Annotated in this window: 16 protein-coding genes; 10 read left to right on the forward strand and 6 right to left on the reverse strand. The window is 60.4% G+C overall.

From position 1 onward, the window contains the following. Positions 1-300: 300 nt before the first annotated feature. Positions 301-1,338, forward strand: a complete 1,038-nt coding sequence (locus tag AC0L2U_RS03145) for a UDP-glucuronic acid decarboxylase family protein (protein ID WP_128288452.1) — start codon at positions 301-303, stop codon at positions 1,336-1,338. Next, positions 1,335-2,414 carry a UDP-glucose 4-epimerase GalE gene (gene galE / locus AC0L2U_RS03150; RefSeq protein ID WP_127397616.1) on the forward strand — a complete coding sequence of 360 codons (1,080 nt, stop codon included), beginning with the start codon at positions 1,335-1,337 and terminating at the stop codon, positions 2,412-2,414. The genes AC0L2U_RS03145 and galE overlap by 4 nt, the downstream gene beginning before the upstream one ends. Here galE and AC0L2U_RS03155 read toward each other — a convergent pair. Then, a complete protein-coding gene (locus AC0L2U_RS03155; RefSeq protein WP_245486607.1) occupies positions 2,368-2,805 on the reverse strand; it encodes a hypothetical protein in 438 nt (145 codons plus the stop codon). The two genes, galE and AC0L2U_RS03155, sit on opposite strands and share 47 nt — an antisense overlap. A gap of 352 nt (positions 2,806-3,157) precedes the next feature. Then, a complete protein-coding gene (locus AC0L2U_RS03160) occupies positions 3,158-3,661 on the reverse strand; it encodes a DUF995 domain-containing protein (protein ID WP_127397615.1) in 504 nt (167 codons plus the stop codon). A 328-nt stretch (positions 3,662-3,989) separates the two neighbouring features. On the opposite strand from AC0L2U_RS03160, the gene AC0L2U_RS03165 reads away from it, so the two are divergent. The 3 genes from AC0L2U_RS03165 (at position 3,990) to AC0L2U_RS03175 (ending at position 7,776) form a co-directional block, all read left to right on the forward strand. Further along, a complete protein-coding gene (locus AC0L2U_RS03165; protein WP_127810845.1) occupies positions 3,990-5,615 on the forward strand; it encodes an ArnT family glycosyltransferase in 1,626 nt (541 codons plus the stop codon). Between the two features lie 188 nt (positions 5,616-5,803). Next, positions 5,804-6,730, forward strand: coding sequence for a lysylphosphatidylglycerol synthase domain-containing protein (locus AC0L2U_RS03170; protein ID WP_127810846.1), 927 nt, complete (start codon positions 5,804-5,806; stop codon positions 6,728-6,730). 44 nt (positions 6,731-6,774) lie between these two features. Next, complete coding sequence (locus AC0L2U_RS03175; RefSeq protein ID WP_245481908.1) at positions 6,775-7,776, forward strand: glycosyltransferase family 2 protein; 1,002 nt, start codon at positions 6,775-6,777, stop codon at positions 7,774-7,776. A 256-nt stretch (positions 7,777-8,032) separates the two neighbouring features. On the opposite strand, the gene AC0L2U_RS03180 is transcribed toward AC0L2U_RS03175, so the two are convergent. Together AC0L2U_RS03180 and AC0L2U_RS03185 are read right to left on the reverse strand one after the other, a co-directional pair. After that, the gene (locus AC0L2U_RS03180; protein WP_127399002.1) at positions 8,033-8,440 is read right to left on the reverse strand and encodes a hypothetical protein; all 408 of its coding nucleotides are present in this window, start codon (positions 8,438-8,440) and stop codon (positions 8,033-8,035) included. A gap of 255 nt (positions 8,441-8,695) precedes the next feature. Continuing rightward, on the reverse strand, positions 8,696-10,576 hold the full coding sequence (locus tag AC0L2U_RS03185; protein WP_127810848.1) for a glycosyltransferase family 2 protein: 1,881 nt from the start codon (positions 10,574-10,576) through the stop codon (positions 8,696-8,698). A gap of 610 nt (positions 10,577-11,186) precedes the next feature. Here AC0L2U_RS03185 and AC0L2U_RS03190 point away from each other — a divergent pair. Together AC0L2U_RS03190 and AC0L2U_RS03195 are read left to right on the forward strand one after the other, a co-directional pair. Beyond that, positions 11,187-12,110 carry a glycoside hydrolase family 26 protein gene (locus AC0L2U_RS03190; protein ID WP_127810849.1) on the forward strand — a complete coding sequence of 308 codons (924 nt, stop codon included), beginning with the start codon at positions 11,187-11,189 and terminating at the stop codon, positions 12,108-12,110. Positions 12,111-12,243: 133 nt separating this feature from the next. After that, complete coding sequence (locus AC0L2U_RS03195; protein ID WP_127319803.1) at positions 12,244-12,762, forward strand: DUF995 domain-containing protein; 519 nt, start codon at positions 12,244-12,246, stop codon at positions 12,760-12,762. A gap of 84 nt (positions 12,763-12,846) precedes the next feature. Here AC0L2U_RS03195 and AC0L2U_RS03200 read toward each other — a convergent pair whose 3' ends face one another. Together AC0L2U_RS03200 and AC0L2U_RS03205 are read right to left on the reverse strand one after the other, a co-directional pair. Beyond that, a complete protein-coding gene (locus AC0L2U_RS03200; RefSeq protein WP_023813773.1) occupies positions 12,847-13,296 on the reverse strand; it encodes a DNA polymerase III subunit chi in 450 nt (149 codons plus the stop codon). A gap of 28 nt (positions 13,297-13,324) precedes the next feature. Continuing rightward, positions 13,325-14,836, reverse strand: a complete 1,512-nt coding sequence (locus tag AC0L2U_RS03205; RefSeq protein WP_127380810.1) for a leucyl aminopeptidase — start codon at positions 14,834-14,836, stop codon at positions 13,325-13,327. 352 nt (positions 14,837-15,188) lie between these two features. Here AC0L2U_RS03205 and lptF point away from each other — a divergent pair, with 352 nt between their 5' ends. From lptF to AC0L2U_RS03220, 3 genes are read left to right on the forward strand one after another with little or no spacing between them, the layout of a single operon-like run. Further along, positions 15,189-16,391 (forward strand): LPS export ABC transporter permease LptF, encoded by a 1,203-nt coding sequence (gene lptF / locus AC0L2U_RS03210; RefSeq protein WP_127396660.1) that lies wholly within the window; start codon positions 15,189-15,191, stop codon positions 16,389-16,391. Beyond that, positions 16,388-17,473 carry an LPS export ABC transporter permease LptG gene (gene lptG / locus AC0L2U_RS03215; RefSeq protein ID WP_031213741.1) on the forward strand — a complete coding sequence of 362 codons (1,086 nt, stop codon included), beginning with the start codon at positions 16,388-16,390 and terminating at the stop codon, positions 17,471-17,473. Before lptF ends, lptG begins: the two co-directional genes overlap by 4 nt. Beyond that, entirely contained in the window at positions 17,473-19,893 is a 2,421-nt protein-coding gene (locus AC0L2U_RS03220) for an LPS-assembly protein LptD (RefSeq protein ID WP_164873870.1), read from the forward strand. Before lptG ends, AC0L2U_RS03220 begins: the two co-directional genes overlap by 1 nt. Positions 19,894-19,948: the final 55 nt, after the last annotated feature.

Consider the following 19,948-nt stretch of genomic DNA (forward strand, 5'->3'; position numbering starts at 1 on the left):
ATTTAGTTGACTATAATTTCCACAGGTATATTTTCGATATGTTGGGATGTGCAATTTGGGCGAGCAATCGGCGATGGTGACACCGAGCGGGTGACCGCGTTTTCGGGGCGCAGAGAATGCTGAGCGGCAGCACGGAGGTCGTGTAGTCGTACCAGCTTCGCGAAAGCCAAAGAACAATTAACGCACATCAGTGATGGCGATTCCGCAGACGCGGAGGTTTGCCACGTTCTGAAGGAACGTGGCCGGGCGATGCTTTGTCCCGGCCCCGGCGGTAGCGTGTGCGGTGCGTGCGAGGAAAGCATGGGTAAGCTTGTCAAGGTTCTGAAACTGGAATCCGGCAGCCAAAGGGGCGCCAACCAAAGCCGACGACGCGCCCTTGTCGCCGGAGGAGCGGGTTTTTTAGGATCGCATCTGTGCGAACGTCTTTTGCGGGACGGATACGACGTTGTCGCGCTGGACAATTTCCACACCGGCAAAAGATACAATCTCAATACCCTTCTGCGTAATCCGAGCTTCACCTGCATCGAGCATGACATCGTCGATGCACTGCCTTCGGATCTTCAGTGCGACGAGATCTACAATCTCGCCTGCCCCGCCTCTCCGCCGCACTACCAGGCAGACCCGATCCACACCTTCAAGACAAGCGTGCTTGGATCGCTGAACCTTCTGGAACTCGCGCGACAGAACAAGGCCAAGATATTCCAGGCCTCTACGTCCGAAGTCTATGGCGATCCCTTCGTGCATCCACAGCCCGAGAGCTACTTCGGCAACGTCAACACGCACGGACCGCGTTCCTGCTACGATGAAGGCAAGCGCTCGGCCGAAACCCTGTTCTTCGATTATTCGAGAACCTATGGCCTCGATATCCGTGTCGCCCGCATTTTCAACACCTACGGGCGCCGCATGCAGCCCGACGATGGGCGCGTGGTTTCGAACTTCATCGTCCAGGCGCTGCGCGGCGAGGACCTGACCGTCTATGGCAGCGGCCAGCAGACGCGCTCCTTCTGCTATGCCGACGACCTGATCGAGGGGTTTGTCCGGCTGATGAACGCGCCGAGCGCGCCCGCCCACCCGGTCAATCTCGGCAACCCTGCTGAATTCACCATCATGGAACTGGCAACGCTGGTCGTCGATTACACCAACGCCCGATCGAAGATCGTGCATCGGCCGTTGCCGGTCGACGATCCCAGGCAGCGCAAGCCGGACATCTCTTTTGCCAAGGCCAATCTCGGCTGGGAGCCGAAAATCAGCTTGAGCCAGGGGCTCGCGCGCACCGTCGAGTATTTTGACACCCTGCTCTACGGAAACCGCATTGCCAGAGGAGCTGCCGCCTCATGAGCCGGCCGGCAGTCCTGGTGACGGGTGGAGCCGGCTTCATCGGCAGCCACACCTGCAAGCAGTTGGCCTCCGCCGGCTACATGCCGGTGGTTTTCGACAATCTGAGCCGCGGCAACGAGAGGTCCGTCGGCTGGGGTCCGCTTGTCGTCGGCGATATCCGGGATCGGGATGCATTGAAGCGGGCGATGGAAACGCACCGGCCGACGGCTGTGATCCATTTTGCGGCGCTGGCCTATGTCGGAGAGTCCGTTCGCGAGCCGGCCGAATATTATTCAACCAATGTGACAGGCACCATCGCGGTGCTCGATGCCGCACGCGCTTGTTCGGTCGAAAACATCATCTTCTCCAGCAGCTGTGCGACGTACGGCGTGCCGGAAGCGTTACCCGTTCGCGAGACCTCCTCGCAAAATCCGATCAGCCCTTACGGGCGCTCCAAGCTGATGGGCGAACAGATCATCGGCGACTATGCATCCGCGTATGGAATGAAATTTGCTATCCTGCGCTACTTCAACGCTTGTGGCGCCGATCCCGACGGCGAGCTTGGTGAGTGGCATTCGCCGGAAACCCACCTGGTTCCCAGAGTGCTCATGGCCGCATCGGGCATCATCGACGCGATCGAGGTTTTCGGCACCGACTACGACACATCGGACGGCACTTGTGTAAGGGATTATATCCACGTCACCGATCTGGCCCGCGCCCACCTGAAAGCGCTCATGCATCTCGAGGGTGGCGGGCAAAGCCTGGCGGTCAATCTCGGCACGGGGCGGGGCGTCTCCATCAAGGAAATCGTCAAGGCGGTCGGCCGAATGACGTCAAGACCGGTCCCGGCAGTGTTCAGAAGCCGGCGCCCCGGAGATCCGGCGGAGCTCTACGCCGATCCGGGAGCCGCACGCGAACAGCTTGGCTTTGTGCCGGAACTTTCAGACGTCGATACGATTGTCAGGACAGCCGCTCCTTTTTTCGGACTGAAGACCAGGCCAATGAAACTGCCGCCAGCCAGGGCGGCAACGTCGGTCGCCGCTCGACGGGTCAGAGATAGCGGGGGCGACAGCTCGCGCGCTGGCCAAACCCGCTAGGGCTGCAGATATAAGGCGAGCCGCCGGAGAACGTGCCGCCATCGCCAGGATTGAACGAGATTTTCACCGGCGCCGGCGTGCTGGCTCTGATCCGTTGCGGTGGTGCAAAGGCGTAGCCATTTTCAGTTCCTGTTGTGCTTGTCATCTGGATCGGAAGGTCGGCCCGGAGCGAGCGCACGAGAAATCCGGCCTGCACGGGCTGGACCGCGGGCTGGCTGCGGATGGCGTGGACCACAGGCTTGACGAGGACCGAATTGGTTTCGTTCGCATCCATACTCTGACAGCCTGCAACCACAGAGATCACCGCCGCGGCCGCAACGATAGCCACGATATTTCTAATAGATACGATATTTTTGCTTGGGTTGACTGCACCCATCGCTGATTTTTTCATCATGTGTCCCTTGCTATCAAGTATAAGCCAAGGGCGCATCGCGACATACTATGCTTCGCCGCTCTCACGCCGCATGAGTGACCACTCGCACATCACACGTCAATATTAGACATCACTAATTATTAAATTTCATCAAAACCGTATGGTAGGGCCCATCGTCTCGTCGTTCTGTCAGATAAAGTTGGATGCCATCAACCAGCGACCGGCGCGCCGACGGGGCCAGCCGAACTGCTTGATGTCCTACCATAAGCGATTCGCCAGATCCCTGACAGGTGCCTTGCAATTGCAGTCCGCTTTCGAAAGCGGGATTGAATGATTTTGTTCAACTCGTCAGGATGGGTCGGCTGCGTACCTAATTTTTGGAATCGACCAGCTTGCGGGTCTCTTCGAACTGCGCGCCCTTCGGGTTGCCCACTTCGAATTTCCGGTATTCGTCGGAAGTATCCTCGGGAGATCGCTTGAAACTGTACCATTCCCCATCCGGATCCTCGCGTTTCTCGATGTTCCCGCCCTGAATCCGGTGGCTGTAGCAGGTGCGTTTTTGCTTGCCGGTGTAGCCCTTCGACCGCCAGGCGAGTTCCATGCACATCTTACCGTTGCTGGTGACCAGCCATCTGCCCGCCGCGAAAGATGCCGTGTCCGGCCCGGACGTCCAGGCCTCAAGGCGTCGATTGCCCTGTGCGAAATAGGCTGCTCCGTCTTTCCACACCCATGTGCGATCGGCGTAAAGAAGCGACATCTCGTAGGCAGTCGGAACGGTGGCGACAACCGCTTGCGCAGGTCCGCTGTCTTTGGCGGCAGCCGCATGCGCTGTTCCCGAAAGCGCCGTCTGGCCGCAGAGGGCCAGGAGAAACATAAGCTGCGTGCAACTTGCGAACCGACGGGGTCTGTGTTGCCGACGGTCGACGCAAAGCGGCGGCAATCTGGTCAGAGCTGTCGGTACAATTGGCGTGCGCATGCCTGTTTGGCCCAAGGTAGCACTATCAGCGCTCTGACAGCCTAGGAAACTAGTTAACAGTCGCGAGAACGGTGATGTCAACCTTCGCCAAGCGGATTAACAACAACTATTCGAGACACACGCAGCCGCAATCGTCAAAATTAAGAATTGCGTCGTATATTCCTCTACCTCCGACAATCGCGCTCAAAAGCAACATCCGTAGACGTCAGGGAGGACGCGGTTTCAAATGACGGACGACCCGGAGTTGAATCAGGCCGAAGGTCAGCAATACCTGCAGTCAAGCGACCGGGAGATGGCTGCTCGCAGCACCCTGAGCCCCAACATGGCGATATTGCTGGGCATCCTGTTCATTGCGGTCGTGTTCAGGTTCCACAACATCACCTTGCCACTCGTCGATGCCTTCAGCTGGCGCGAGGTAAGCACGGCAATGATGGCCGACAATTTCCAGCAGCGCAGCTGGAACATCTTCTTTCCGGAGGTCAGCTGGACCGGGCCCGGGCCAAGTTATCAGGGCCGCGAGTTCCAGATCGTCAGCTATCTGACCGCCCTGCTCTATCAACTCTTCGGCTGGCACGACTGGTTCGGCCGCATGGTAGCGGCCTTCTTCGGTCTTGTGACGGTGTTTTCGCTGCACAGGCTAACGGCCATATGCTGGGACGAGACCCACGCTCACGCCGCGGCACTTGCCTACGCGCTGATGCCGGCGGCGATCATGATCGACAGCTCGTTTCTTCCCGATCCCGCGATGCTGGCCCTGGTGACGCTCGGCGTCTGGCTGTTCGCGAAATACTGGGCCGGAGGCAGCGGCTGGCTCCTGCCGCTTGCCACGGCGAGCTTCTCGCTCGGCGTGCTGGCAAAGCCGCCGGGCCTCGCCGCCGGCGCCGTCATCTTCTACCTCATGGTTTCCTGGGTTCTTGAGAAGAAGCGAAAGCAGGCGGCCAAGGTCTTCCTGTTGGGGCTTTTGAGCTTGGCCATCATCGGCGCCTATTTCAGCTGGGCCATTTATCTCGGCCGCAGCTATCCGCCGTTTCATGTCGCGGGCAGCGGCTATATCTGGGATTCCGGTTTCTGGACATTCTTCAGGAACAGCTTCTACTTCAAATCCGTATGGAACACCTCGGTCTGGTGGTTCTATGGCTATCCGTTCATGGTGCTGATCGCGATCGGTTTCTGGCTGCCGCCCAGACCCGTCGAAGACCCCAAGCAACCCACTCTTTCGGCCATCCCTTATGTTTGGCTGGCTGCGGCCATGGTCGTCTATCTGGCGGCAGCGCGCGAGATCACCAGCAATCCCTGGAACTACCACATCTTCCATGTGCCATTCGCGATGTTCTGCGGCCGCGGCGCGTTTCTCCTGGCAACGCTTGCATCGGGACCCGTTCTGTCCCCGGCGGTCGTGCTGCGCGCGATCTGCATCGCGGCCGTCACGCTGGTCTGGTCGACTTTTCCCCTTGTCAGGACAATGAAGACGCCGATCGCCATGAATGGCAAGCTGCTTGGCGACGAACTGGCGCGGTTAGCGCAGCCGGGCGACCTCGTCGTCGCCATTGCGCCCGAGGTCGGCGATCCCGTCGCCGTCTACTACAGCAGAGCGCGTGGCTGGGTGTTCCCGCCTGGCGGCGGCGATGTCGAATGGTCGAAATTCGTAGCGGACGATGCCACCGCGATCGCGCAGCTCGAGGAATTGCGCGCGCAAGGCGCGGACCTGTTCGGCACGGCCAAGAACGCCGCCGACAAGCAGGACCGGCTGTTCCTCGAGCATCATGACGGGGTCATCGACTATCTCGACAAGACCGCAACCAAGCTTGTGGATTCGGACGATTTGCTGGTCTATAGGATCAGCCGTCCATAGAACCGCGACAGTCTGGGGCTGTGGGCCTTGGACAGGATATTGTCCCGACGGTTCGGCGGCCGCGTTCTCCTGCCGAAACTCGGCAAGCCGGTGGGCCAGGCGAACCGATCCCGGATGGCGGTAGGGATACTCGGGCGCCACGCGGTGCTGCCATTTGAACTCGGCGGTGGAAACCGGCGGAGAATTGGTTGAAAAGAGCAATCTCAATAATCGTGACCCTGGCCCTACTAGCGTGGGTCGCCAGCGACTCGCGCTGGAAGATGGTGGGCGATGCTTTCGCGAGCATCACGCCCGGCGCTTTCGCGGCCGTGGCGCTTGCGCTGTTCGTCACCTACGTGCTGCGCGCGCTGCGCGTCTGCGACGAGTTCCGCGAGGAGGTGCATGGCCGTTTCGGCGCCTGCCTGCGCGTCATTCTGATCCACAATGCGATGATCAACGTCGTGCCCTTCCGCGGCGGCGAGACGGCATTTCCCCTGCTCCTGCGCCAGGTCTTCGGCATACCGATCATGCGTGCCAGCGCCTCGCTGCTGTGGTTCAGGCTGCAGGACGCCTTCGTCGTCGGCGTGCTGGCCCTGGCTGTGTGGCCGGGCCTGCATCCGGCGATAAGAATCGCGGGCGTGGCCGCGGTAATCGCTGCCGCCTGGTGTCTGCCGCGCTGGGCGCGTGCGCCGCATGACTGGGCAGGCCGCGGCAAGATCGTGGCGAAACTCGGCAGGCTGCGCGATGTCTTCACCGAGGCGACCGGCCGATCGCGCTATGGCTGGTGGTGGACGATCGCCAATTGGTCGCTGAAGCTCACCGTACAGGGATGGTTGCTGGCAATGCTACTCGGGACATCCTTTTCGACCGCCTTTCCAGGCGTCGTCGGGGCGGAAGGCGCCGCCATACTACCGGTGCAAGGCGTCGCCGGCTTCGGCACCTACGAAGCGGGTGCAGCGGCGGCGCTGCTCACCTCCGGCATTGCCATGAAGAGCGGCCTTCAGGCAGCGCTGGCATTGCATCTGTTCATCTTCTGCTCGGCAATCGCCACGGGTGCGATCGCCTGGCTGTTTCCCTCGAAATCGACGCTGCCGGGGAACCCGGCCGTCGGCCCTGCAAGGAAGCCATCCCTATGAGCGTATTGCCCATCCCTGCTTCGGGACTGCCTGACGGCGCGGTGATGCCGGACCATACACTGTCCATCGTCGTGCCCATGTACAACGAGGCCGAAAACGTCGAACCGCTCCTGGTGCGGATTCACCAGGCGATGGAACGCTACGGCCAGCCGTGGGAGGTCGTGCTGGTCGATGACGGCAGCACCGACGCGACGGTGAGCGAGATCAGGCGCCTGGCGGCGCATTACGGCCCGCATGTGCATGCGGTCGAGCTGGTGCGCAACTACAAGCAAACCGCCGCGATGCAGGCCGGTATCGACGCAGCGCGCGGCGACGTCATCGCCACGATCGACGGCGACCTGCAAAATGATCCCTACGACATTCCGCGTATGGTCTACCGCCTGTTGAGCGAGGATCTCGACCTGGTGGTGGGCTGGCGCAAGGATCGCCAGGAAGGGTTTTTCATGCGCAGGCTGCCCTCGCGCATCGCCAACGCGCTGATCGCGCGCGTCACCGGGGTGCGCCTTAAGGACTATGGCTGCAGCCTCAAGGTCTATCGCGGCAACGTCATCCGCAGCGTCAAGCTCTATGGCGAGATGCACCGGTTCATCCCTGCATGGCTGGCCACGGTGACGACCCCCAGACGCATCGCGCAGGAAGTGGTGACGCATCACGCCCGCATCCATGGCCAATCCAAGTATGGCATTTCGCGCACCTTCAGAGTCGTGCTCGATCTGGTGTTCATGTACTTCTTCATGCGCTATCGCACACGGCCTGGGCACTTCTTCGGCGGCATCGGCATCGTGCTTGGCGCGCTGGGTTCGCTGATCCTTGCCTACCTGCTTTGCCTGAAGCTGCTTTTTGCCGAAGACATTGGAACGCGACCGATGCTGTTCACCGGCTTCTTCCTGCTCATCGCCGGGGTGCAGATGGTGACGTCGGGCGTGCTGGCTGAAATGCTGGCACGGGTCTATCACGAAGCGAATGGAGCATCGGCCTATGTCGCGCGGCCGCAGCCGGCGCCCAGTGACAATGACGGCTGGCTCCGCCCGAGCCGGCCATCATGATCGGGACGCCATCGAGGCTCTCCGTCCCCAGCGTTGACCGGGGCAGTGGCTTCATCGATAGCTTGCTGGGAGGGATTTTGGTTTCAGGCCGACGGCGGACTGGCAGGGTTCATTGATCCCAGGAATGGCGGCCTGAGGGCAAGAGGCAAGGCGCAACGTCTGCGCCAACCTCTCGCCCTCGACTCGCGCCCCCTGGCGAAGACAAGAGCGGCGGATCCTTCATTCAAATCGCGCCGCCACTTTTAGGTCTGATGGTCTAGTAGCGCGAACGGCAGCTGGCGCGCTGGCCGAAACCGCTCGGGCCACAAATCCAAGGCGAACGGCCCAGGAACGGGCCGCCATTGCCCAGACGATAGGAGACCTTCACCGGCGCCGGCCTGCCGACACGCTGCGGCCGCACGAAGGCCGCGTAGGCCTCCTCCCTCGTACGCGTCACCATGGTCGTCTGTGTGAGCGGCTTGCGGTTGAACAGATGCAGCCGCTTCTTCTTGACGTCGTGCACCTTCTTGCCGAGCGTATGCACCACGGACTTTGTGCCGATCGAGCTGGTCTTGGTCGCGTCCTTGCTCTGGCAACCTGAGAGTATCGAGATCAATGCAACGGCGGCAAATGCACAAGCATATTTCGCGCCGATCCTTGCCCTTCTTTCCCTAACTTTGTTCATCATTGTCCCCTACCACGAATATAATTCGTTGCAGCGCGGAGATCTATTTGCTTTATTGGCTTCCGCGCCACGCGAGCAGCCTATCGCCACTCACATCATGGATTGTATATTAGGGGAAACTTATTAAAGATCATGCAAACGACACGATGAACGCGGCCTTTCGGCAATCGATCGGATATAATTAAAGTTTGATCTTTTGGGCTCGCGCCTGCAGCCGTCCAGAGTGCCGGCCCGCTACGCGGACGCCTCCAGCATTCAGCGCCGCGTTTCCCAACCTGGATCGAAGTAGAAATTGCGGCCACCGATGTTGCCCTGGCCGGCGCCGGAAACCACATAGGCGATGCGCACGATGCGCAGGCCACCGGCGCCCTGCTGCAGTCCGTAGACGCCTTCCATGCCGCGATCGTAGAAGCCCGCGGCGGGCACGATCAGCGCCAGCACGGCAAGCGACCCCTGAAAGGCGACTTTCGCCGCATTGGCGCGCAACGGAATCCTGTTTTCGATGACGTGCCTTACGACAATCACAACAACCAGCAGCCCGTAGAGGAAGGCGTTGAAGGCGGCGAACCAGTAGAAGCCGGTGGCATCGAAGGGGTGCTCAACGAGCAGGACAGGCAGTGCCGCGCCGATGGCCAGCGCCACATAGGGAGTGAGGGCGCGAGCCGGCAGAAGGTGCTTGGGGCCGCTGCCCTTGGGCGTGACGCGGAAATCGACGAATGATTTGGTCAGATAGTCGCGGATCGACGACAGCGTGCCGGCCAGCACCCAAGGCCAACGCGCGAAGAAGAGGAACAGCGTGCCTTCCCAGCTGATCGTCTTGGCCGTCATCGGGCGCGAGAGGCCGAACGCCTTCAGCAGCATCACCAGGCCAACCAGCGCGACCGCGTTCGGCAGATAGTAGAACAAAAAGTCGAGATACATGACATTGGCGAAGTTGCGCCCGGTAGACAGCGCATAGACCGGCATGACGTACATCAGCAACGCAAAGACGGCGAACAGCGGATACCAGAGCTGGCAAAAGAGGAATTGGAATCTCAGCCGCGGCGACAGCTTTGGGAGATAGCTCGGCGAATATTCGAGCAGGATCGTCATCAGACTGCGCGACCACTGGAATTCCTGGGTGATGAGGTCGGCGAAGGTCTGCGGGCCATCGCCATGGGCGATGGCGTCGAGCGCATGCACGCCGTGCCATCCGGCCGCGTTGATCAACATGGAGGTGGAGTGATCTTCCGCCAGTTCAGGACCGAGACCGCCCGCCTGCTTCAGCGCCTTGGTCCGCACGGCATAATGCGAGCCGATGCAGAGCGGAGCTCCACCGCCCGTATGGCCGGACTGCAGCGGTCCGTGAAACATCCCTTCCGGAAACAGCCTGCCGCGCGCCGCCCAACTCTCGGCGGCGTTGTTGTCGCAGATGCTCGGCGCCGAGACATAGCCAACCGAGGGATCGGCGAAGGGAAACAGGATCTCCCTCAGATAGGTTGGCGTCGGTACATGGTCCGCATCCATCTGGGCGACGAAATCGTAACGCTCGTAGCCATAGTGGTCGTAGAAGAACGCCAAATTGCCTTCCTTGCAGCGCGTCCGGCGTGGCCATGTCGTGCGGTGATAGTCTTGCCTGCCGCGCCGCGTCGAAATCATCACGCCGTGAGCGTCGCACCAGCGAACTGTCTCTTCGGAGGGATCCTCGTCGGCCAGCCAGGTATCGTGCGGGTAATCCTGTGCCAGCATCGCTTCGAGCGTGCGCGCAACGACGGCAAACGGTTCGGAGGGGGCCTTGGTGACCACCATCGCGACCCGCGAACGCTTCGGGATCGTGTGAAGCTTGGACGGTTTTTTCGACGCATGCACGTTCAAGAGAAAGTACAACGGCATGAGCGTGAGCCATACCAGGATGAGTGTTGCGAACGTGTATGGCCCGAGATGTTCGACATGCTCCGGCTTCAGCCACCAGATCCAGAAAAACCCGAGTGTGCAGAACCAGAAAGCCAGCGCCAGTCTCAGGATCCATTGCTGAATGGCCGACAGCACGGGCACCAGAAAGGGTCCCTTCTGCGCAGTGACTGCCAGAGCCGCCTCAGATCGATGCGCCCGTCTGCTCTTATGGCCGACGACGCCATCATGCACGGAAGCACTCATACACTTACTCGCCCGCCACTTTGGGCTTCCGCCGACAAGGTGGCTGGAAGCTCCCAAAATCCCAGGATTAGAATTAGCTAATGCTTTCTTAGCGTCAACTAAATTAATTGTTTGTTGAACATGATTATTGAGATTTGGTTAACCTAACGCGTATCGGGGGAGGAATAGCCGCTACCGAGCAGTCAGTCTGGCGGCGAGCCGGTAAACTCTTCGGTGCTGGAAATTCACCGACGGGTCGAGGCAGTCGGAGGGGATCCGGCCAAAGCCGTTAACCATGTTGCCGTCGTCAAGGTTAAGCAACCGTTAATTGTGCTTGACTCTTGGCCCTGACCGGCTCTTAAATTAGCCAGGGATGATATATCGGGATTTTGACGCGAATTTGTGAGTATCGCGGCGAACTTTCTCTCGAACGCCCCCTGTATAGGGGCTTGAGAGGTAATTTTGGGTGGCTCTGTGCCAGGTTCGCACATCCGCCAATGGGGTCGCTCCGAAATCCCGCAGATTCTGCCAAATAGAGCCGATCGGTTTTTGGGTAGTCGTGTCGATCAGGCATCGATGCGCACGGGCAAGCCTTAACTTCCGAAAGAGGTTGGGGCCATGGGAGATCGACATGAAACACTCCACAGTAAAAGCACTCGCAATCGCGCTGGCATTGGGCGGAAGCGCCGCGTTCCCCACGGCAGGAGGCGCTGGCTCGGTAGCCGCGACGGACCCCGTCCAAACGAGCAGCGCCGCCTCGGCGTTCGGATCCTATGATCCCTACGGCGACTTCAGCGCCGACAAGAGTGCCAGCATCGAAGAGCTGTTCCTGCCTTGGGAAGACGTCGACCTGTCGACGCTGCCGCTTGCCGACGCCTATGCGCTGCAACGCGGACGTTCGCTGCTGATTACGGTTGAGCCGTGGACCTGGTCGAAGGACTGGCGCATCACCCCGCCCGAATTGCGCGACGGCATTTTGAGCGGCAAATATGACGCCAACATGCAGGCAATCTGCGGCCTGGTGGGACAGATGAAGAGCCCGGTGACCATTCGCTGGGCTCAGGAAATGGAAGACAAGAACGGCCGCTTCACTTGGGCCAACTGGGCTCCCAAGGACTGGATCTCCGCTTACAAGCGCGAGGTCGATATCTGCCGCAAGGCTGCCCCCGCCGCCAAGTATATGTGGTCGCCCAAGGGCGAAGAGGGTCTGGAAAAATACTACCCCGGCGACGACTATGTCGACGTCATCGGCCTGTCGGTGTTCGGTCTGCAGAAAAAGGACAATGACGAGGCCGGTCATGACCGTACCTTCGCTGAGCTGCTGAAGCCCGGCTATGACCGCGTTGCAGTGTTCAACAAGCCGATCGTCGTTGCGGAACTCGGCTATGTCGGACAGCAGGACTATGTCTCGAAATGGCAGGAAGATTCCCGCAAATCCTACGCGGAGTTCCCGGCGCTGACTTCGGTCGTCTACTTCAACCAGAAGGAAGTGTGGCCGTGGCTGGGTGGCTATGGTCTGCCCGACTGGAGGGTGACCCAGCACGTCCTGCCGTAGACGCATCGTGCTGATCGATCCCGACGCGATCGGGATCGATTTCCAATCTCCTTGTTCGATCATGATCCATCTCGAACCAGCGGTTCGGGATGAGGGTTGAGGCGTGGCGTAAATCAATCTGTGGAGAAGTTTCGTGAAACGGGTAGTGGGAAATTATCTCGGAGCGGCATTCGCCTGCTCCGTTCTTGTTCTTGCCTTTCAGGTTCCTGCGACGGCCAAGACGGCGACAAGGATCGCCGAGCAGGCGCAAAAAGCCACGGTCGTTCCTGACGAAGGCGTCTACCAGATTTATCAGAACCATTCGTGGCTGTGGGGCAAGAAGGGCGCCGGGTTCTTTGCCGTCAAGCAGAGGCAGTTCGATGCCTGGACTCACGACAAGGGCAAGTCGGGCTATGGCGACGGCATGTGGTTCATTCCCGGCGGCGGCAAGCTCTGCTACCGCGCGCAATGGCATGGCTCCTGGGGTGTGAAGGGCTCGATGACCTGCTTCGAGCATCGCCAAGTGGGCAAGGTTATCTACAAGCGTAAATCGCCTGATGGCGAATGGTACGTTTTCAAGAGCCCGCATCGAAACCGGTCGGACGAGTCAATGAAATTGAAATACGGCGACTACGTCACAACGAAAATGAACCGGATCAAGGCAAAGCAGTAGATAACCGGATCGAGGCAAAGCAGTAGATATTGTCGTGACACGCCACTGGTCAAGCATGTCGCCTGAACGTTCAGGCGACCTGCCTTAAGCCTTGCGCTCCCAGCGGCGATCTGGCGTCTGTTGCCAGTAGGTGACGGCGTGGCCAGCGCTCTTCATCACCTTCCAGTGCCCTCGCGCCGCCTCGAGCTGGGCGGCATCGTGGCCATCGAACAGGAACACCGCGCGCTCGTAGCCACCAAGGTCAGGCGGCACCGCACCGTCGACCAGGAACCTAATCTTGGCGTCGTTGGGATTGCCGTCGCCGGTGGTCAACAGAATCGGCTGTTCACCGGGATGAGCCTCACGATCGGTTGCGTGCGCCAGGAACGAATCGTCGCGGAAGGTCCACAGATGCTGGTCGAGCGCATCGCGGCGTTCCTCGGTGCCTGTCTGCACCACGGCGCGCCAGCCACGGTCGACGCTGCGCTCCAGGAGGCCTGGCAGCGCATCCTCCAGCGTCGATTCGGTCAGGTGGTAGAACAGGACGTCGGCCATCGCTTCAGCCTATAGTGATTGAACCCGTTCACTGCTCATAATTATCGCGCACCAGCCGGTCGAGCAGCCTGACGCCGAAACCGGAACCCCAGGACTGGTTGATCTCGTTCGACGGCGCCCCCATCGCCGTGCCGGCAATGTCGAGATGAGCCCATGGCGTATCCTTGACGAAGCGCTGCAGAAACTGCGCCGCAATGGTGGCGCCGCCAAAACGGCCGCCGATGTTCTTCATGTCGGCGTTCTTGGAATCGATGAGCTTGTCGTATTCGGCACCGAGCGGCATGCGCCACAGCCGTTCCTGCGTCGCCTGCCCCGCCGCCGACAACTTTTCGGCCAGCTCGTCATTGTTGGAAAACAGGCCGGCATAATGTTGGCCGAGCGCCACCATGATGGCGCCGGTCAGCGTCGCCAGATTGACCATGAATTTCGGCTGGAAGCGGTCGTTGCAGTACCACAACGCATCGGCCAGCACGAGGCGGCCCTCGGCATCGGTATTGAGCACCTCGATGGTCTGGCCCGACATCGAAGTGACGATATCACCGGGACGCTGGGCATGACCGTCGACGGCATTTTCGACCAGTCCGATGATACCGACGACATTGGCTTTCGCCTTGCGGGCCGCCAGCGCATGCATCAGGCCGGTGACGGCGGCGGCACCGCCCATGTCGCCCTTCATATCCTCCATGCCCGAGGCCGGCTTTATGGAATTGCCGCCGGTGTCGAAAGTGACGCCCTTGCCGACGAAGGCGATCGGGCTGTCCTTCGGCTTGCCGCCGTTCCACTGCATGATCGCCATGCGGGCGCCGCGCGGCGAGCCTTGCGCGACACCGAGCAGCGAACCCATGCCGAGCTTCTTCATTTCCTTCTCAGCCAATATCTCGACCTTGACGCCTAGCGCCTCGAGTTCCTTGGCGCGGGCAGCGAACTCGACCGGCCCAAGCACGTTTGCCGGTTCGTTGACGAGGTCGCGCGCCAGCAGGACGCCGTCTATCACCGCCTCGGCATCGGCGAAGGCCTTCTTCGCAGCGGCCGGATCGGCGGTGTGGATGGTCACCTTGACCGGCTTCTTCGGCTCTGCCTTGCTGTCGTCCTTGTCCTTCCTGGTCTTGTACTTATCGAAGGAATAGCTGCGCAGGAGAATGCCCGCGGCAAGGTTTGCCGCATCCTTCGCACTCGGCGAGGCGCCGGCCACATCGAGGACCACCGCCACTTCGGTCGCCTTGCGCAGCGACGCGGCAACGGTGCCGCCAAGCTTCAGCCACGCATATTCGTCCAGTCCCGACACCTTGCCGGTGCCTATCGCCACGAGTCTGTCGAGCGACGCTCCCTGCGGCGCCAGAACTTCCACCGTGCTGGCGAACTTGCCCATGAACTCAGCCACGGGAAAGGCGCGCTCCAATGTCTTGCCGGGATCGCCGGCCTTGGCGACGTCGCTCAGGCCGCCCTCATCCGCCGCGAACACGAAGACAGTGCCCTTCTTGTTTACCGCGCTCTGGGACCCGGAAAATTTGGCGAAGGCGATCGACGGTCTTTGATTCATCATGTCCTGCTTTCAGGGAATGCGCGACTTTTGGGGAAGCGGTTCGAAACGATGCGCGACATTTGGTCGTTTTCCGGCATTTGGCAAGACTTTGCCGAATTGGCATCCCATATGACCTATGGAATCGATGACGATTCGTCGCGGCACGGCCCCGCTTTTTGCCGCAACCTGTTGTTAACCATCGATGTTCGCCCTTTCTTATCCATTCCCGCCGACACTCCGCCCAGCCGGGGGGCGTAATGTGGGACAGAACCCGGATCGACCATCTGATGGAGCCAGTTGTGCAGGCGCTGCCGGACAGCTACCTTGTTCGGTGGCATGATGCCGTTCGAAAAAATCGAGAAAAGCCTTCATGAAGGTCGTTGAACGCTACATCATGCGCCGCGCTTTCGTGGTCTTCATGGCCGCTCTTGTGTGGACGCTGGCGATCGTGTGGACGACACAGGTGCTGGCAAAGATCGATCTGGTGACAGACAGCGGCCAGTCGGCGTTGACCTTCTTCGAAGTCGCCGCCCTCATCCTTCCGTCCATCATCCCGATCGTGGTGCCTTTTGCGCTGGTGGTGGCAGTCGCACAGACACTCAGTGTGATGAATTCGGATTCCGAACTCGCCGTCGTCAACGCCGCGGGGGCCTCGCGCTGGACGATCGTACGGCCGATCATGTTGCTGGCGCTCGCCGCCGCCGTTTTTTCCTTTGCCGTCGACAACGGCATCGACCCTTACGCACGGCAGAAGAACCGGGCACTGGTGGCCTCGTCGCGCGCGGATCTGTTGTCGCTGATCATCCAGGAAGGCACCTTCCGCAAGATTGACGACGGGCTGTTCCTGCAGATCGGTGAGCGCCTTCCCGACAACCGGCTGGGTGGCATTTTCGTCGCCGATTCGCGCGAAGAAGGCGTCAACCTCGTCTACTACGCCAAGACCGGCAGCATCGTCGAACGCGGCGGTGAAAAGGTGCTGATGATGAATGACGGCGTCATCCATCGCAAAACGCTGACCGGCGATCTCTCCGTCATCCGCTTTACCTCCTATGCCTTCGACATGTCGGCCTTCATGGCGGCGGCTTCGGCGGTGACGCTCCTGCCCAAGGACCAGACGACGCAGTACCTGCTCAACCCGGGCGCCAACGACAAGTACTATCAGCAGAACCCCTACGAATACCGGGCCGAGGTCAACCAACGGTTCTCGGAATGGACCTATTCCATGGTTTTCGCGCTGATCGCGCTTGCGGTCGCCGGGGATGCGCGCTCGCACCGCGAGGCGCGCGTCAATCCGCTGATCACGGCGATCACGATATCGCTGTTCGTGCGTTGGCTGGGCTTTTTTGCCGCCAGCAAGGCGGATGAGATCCCGCAATATGCGTATATGGTCTATGGCGTGCCGATCGTGGCTTCCGCGGTGGCGATCTGGTTCATCGTCTCCAACCGAACACTGGAACTGCCGGTGACCTGGGCGGACTGGATGACAAACTTCGCCACGCGCATCGCTGACAGCTGGAATGCTTTCAAATTGCGTTTGTCCAGGCGCGGCGCATCAGGGCAAGGGGTCGGCTGATGGGCTGGACACTGGGCCGCTACTTCTTCTTCCGCTATGTGACGATCACCATCTGGTTCTTCATCGGCCTCCTGGCATTGGTGTTCCTGATCGACTTCACCGAGCTGTCCGGCCGCACCACCGGCCTGCCCGGCTTCACCTACGGCACGGCGGTAGCCATTTCAGGCCTCCGTATGCCGATGATCATGCTGCAGACGGTGCCGTTCGTCGGTCTCTTCTCGGCGATGGCGACGCTGGTGTCGCTGAACCGGCGCTACGAGCTGGTCATCGCCCGTTCCGCCGGTGTTTCCGCCTGGCAGTTCCTCTTGCCCTGCTGTATCGGAGCCTTGCTGTTCGGCGTCCTGTCGGTTGGCGTCATCAATCCACTCGCCGCGCACGCATTCTCCTGGTCCGAGCAGATCGAAACCCAGCTGCGTTCCGGCAAATCGAATACGGTCTCGGCCGATGCCGCGCCCTGGATCCGGCAGAAAACCAGTTCGGGCGACACCATCATCGGTGCGCGGGCCATCCTGAACCAGGGCCTGGAAATGGCCGATGTCGTATTTTTCATTCTCGACCCGCAAGGCAACATCGTCGAGCGCAAGGACGCCGCCCGTGCCTTCCTGCGCGACGGCTATTGGGAATTGCAGGACGTCAAGACATTCCAGAACGGCACGATCCAGGCATCGGCAACCGATCGCGTACCAACCAATCTAAAGCCCGAATTCGTGCAAGAGCGGCTGGCGCGCCCCGAAACCATCCCCTTCTATGACCTGCCCGGAAAGGTCGAGGTTGCCCGCTCTTTCGGCCTCAAGGCAAATGCTTTTGCCATGCAGTTTGATTCGCTCGTGGCGTTGCCGTTCCTTCTCGTCGCCATGACACTGATCGCGGCAACGGTTTCAATGCGATTTGCTAGGATGGGACAGTCGGCGACGATGATTCTGGGTGGCATCATCGCTGGCTTTCTGCTTTATGTCGTTTCGGTGCTGGTGAAGGCATTCGGCGTGGCGGGATTCGTGCCGACTGTCGTAGCCGCCTGGGTACCGGTCATGGTGGCTATGTTCTTCGGGGTGACTTTCCTGCTATACAAGGAAGACGGCTAGTGAGGGAGGCGTTTTTGCCCAGCAACAGGCAGGCCGGTTTGGCGCGCCTCTATGCGGCGACCGCCTTGGCGTGCGTGCTTGCCTACGCCATTCCGGCACCGGCGCTTGCGCAGGACGTCGGCGACATGGCGACATCGGTTCCGGCCGGCTCGCAAATGCTGCTGGCGGCCGATACGCTGGTCTACAACAACGACAACCAGACCGTGACCGCCGTCGGCGGTGTGCAGATCGACTATGGTGGCAATCGCCTTGTCGCCCAGCGCGTCGAATACAACCGCAACACCAAGCGGATGGTCGCGAGCGGCAACGTCGAAGTTATCAACAGCGACGGCACCAAGATCAATTCGCAACATATCGACATCACCGATGACTTCGCCGACGGCTTCGTCAATGCGTTGCGGGTCGAAACCATCGACAAGGCCTATTTCGCCGCCGAAAGCGCAGAACGCATGGGCGGCGTGCTGACCACCTTCCACAATGGCGTCTACACCGCCTGCGAGCCGTGCGAGGATAAGCCGGATAAAGCGCCGACCTGGCGCGTCAAGGCCAAGAAGATCATCTGGAACGGCGAGAAGAAGACGGTTCGCTTCGAGAATGCGAATTTCGAGTTCTTCGGTTTTCCGCTTGCCTATCTGCCTGCATTCGAAATTGCCGACCCGACGGTGAAGCGCAAGAGCGGCTTCCTGATCCCGAGCATCATCTACAAGAGCGATCTCGGCGTCGGCGTGAAAGTCCCCTATTATCTCGCATTGGCGCCGACCTACGACCTGACCGTCACCGGTACCGGCTATACCAAGCAGGGCTTCCTCGGTGAGGCCGAGTGGCGTCAGCGCTTCGACAATGGCGAGTACAGCTTGAAGATCGCCGGGATACACCAGCAGAATCCCGACGCCTTCCTCGACACCACTGCCTTCCCATCCAGCTCTGGCCACAACGTCAATTCGGGCAGCGCCGGCGATCCCAACAAATTCCGCGGCATGATGGGTACCCAGGGGCAGTTCGCCATCAACTCACGCTGGAACTTCGGCTGGGACGTGCTGCTGCAGACCGACAAGAACTTCTCGAACACCTACGGCATCGACAAGTACAATAGCAGCGTCCACCAGTCGTCGGTCTACTTGACGGGTCTCAACGGCCGCAACTATTTCGACGTGCGCGCCATGCATTTCGATGTGCAGGAAGATACGCCTGACGACAACGCCTCTGCGCGAAGCGGACAACAGCCTTGGGTGCTTCCGTCGCTCGACTATGCCTATATTCCTGATGCCTCGGTGGCCGGCGGCCAGTTGTCGCTCAATGTCAACGCGCGTGTCATCCGCCGCGACGAGCTCGATGATACTTTCTCCACCCCCATACAGCGTGTCCCTGGTATCGAAGGCGAATCCGGCCGTCTCACCGCCGAGGCCGAGTGGAAGCGGAGCTTCGTCACCGATGGCGGGCTGGTGCTGACACCATTGCTCGCGCTGCAGGGCGACGTTGATTATCTCAACGCGTCGTCGGCTTCGCTAAACGCCGTCAACCAGATGGCAGCAAATTTGAGCGAGCAGGCCGATATGCGCTCGTCATTTGCTCGTTACATGGCAACCGCAGGCCTCGAGATGCGTTGGCCGGTGCTGTTTTCCATGGCCAGCGGGTCCAGCCACGTTATCGAGCCAATGGCGCAGGTCTTCATGCGCCCGAACGAGCAATATGTCGGCGGTCTCGCAGTACCCAATGAAGACGCCCAAAGCATGGTCTTCGACGCGACCACCTTGTTCGAACGCGACAAGTTCTCCGGTTACGACCGCGTAGAAGGCGGTTCGCGCGCCAATGTCGGCTTCCGCTATTCCGGCTCGTACAACAATGGCTGGGGCACCAATGCCATTTTCGGCCAATCCTATCAGATCGGCGGCGAGAACTCGTTCGCCGCGCCGGATCTGGTCAATGTCGGCGCCAACTCCGGCCTCGACACGGCCAAATCCGATTATGTCGGCCTGTTCGGCATCAACAGCCCCAACGGCTTCGCGGCCTCGGTCAGCGGCCGTTTCGACGAACAGAGCTTCGAGGTTCGCCGCGCCGAGGTGAAGGCCGCCTATTCCGGCCTGCCTGTGTCGCTGAGCGCCAAATACGCCTTCATCCAGGCCCAGCCACTGTACGGCTTCACCACCGACCGCCACGAAGTCACACTTGGTGCATCCACGCATCTGGCCGAAAACTGGCGCGTTTTCGGCACAGGAACCTACGACCTGCAGCAAAGCCTGCTGGTCAAGGACGGTGTCGGCTTCGCCTACAACGATTCCTGCTTCACTTATCTGATGACCTACTCGCAGTCGCGCGATCTGAACACCAGGGAGGTGTCGCAGACCATCGGCTTCAATCTGTCGTTCCGCACCCTCGGCGAATTCGGCTCGTCGACCAGTGCCATCGACACGATCCAGTAACAATCGGCGACATCGTTTCGCCGCATAGGGCTGGCACGGATTTCGCGCACCTGGA

The organism is Mesorhizobium sp. WSM4808 (assembly GCF_055811675.1).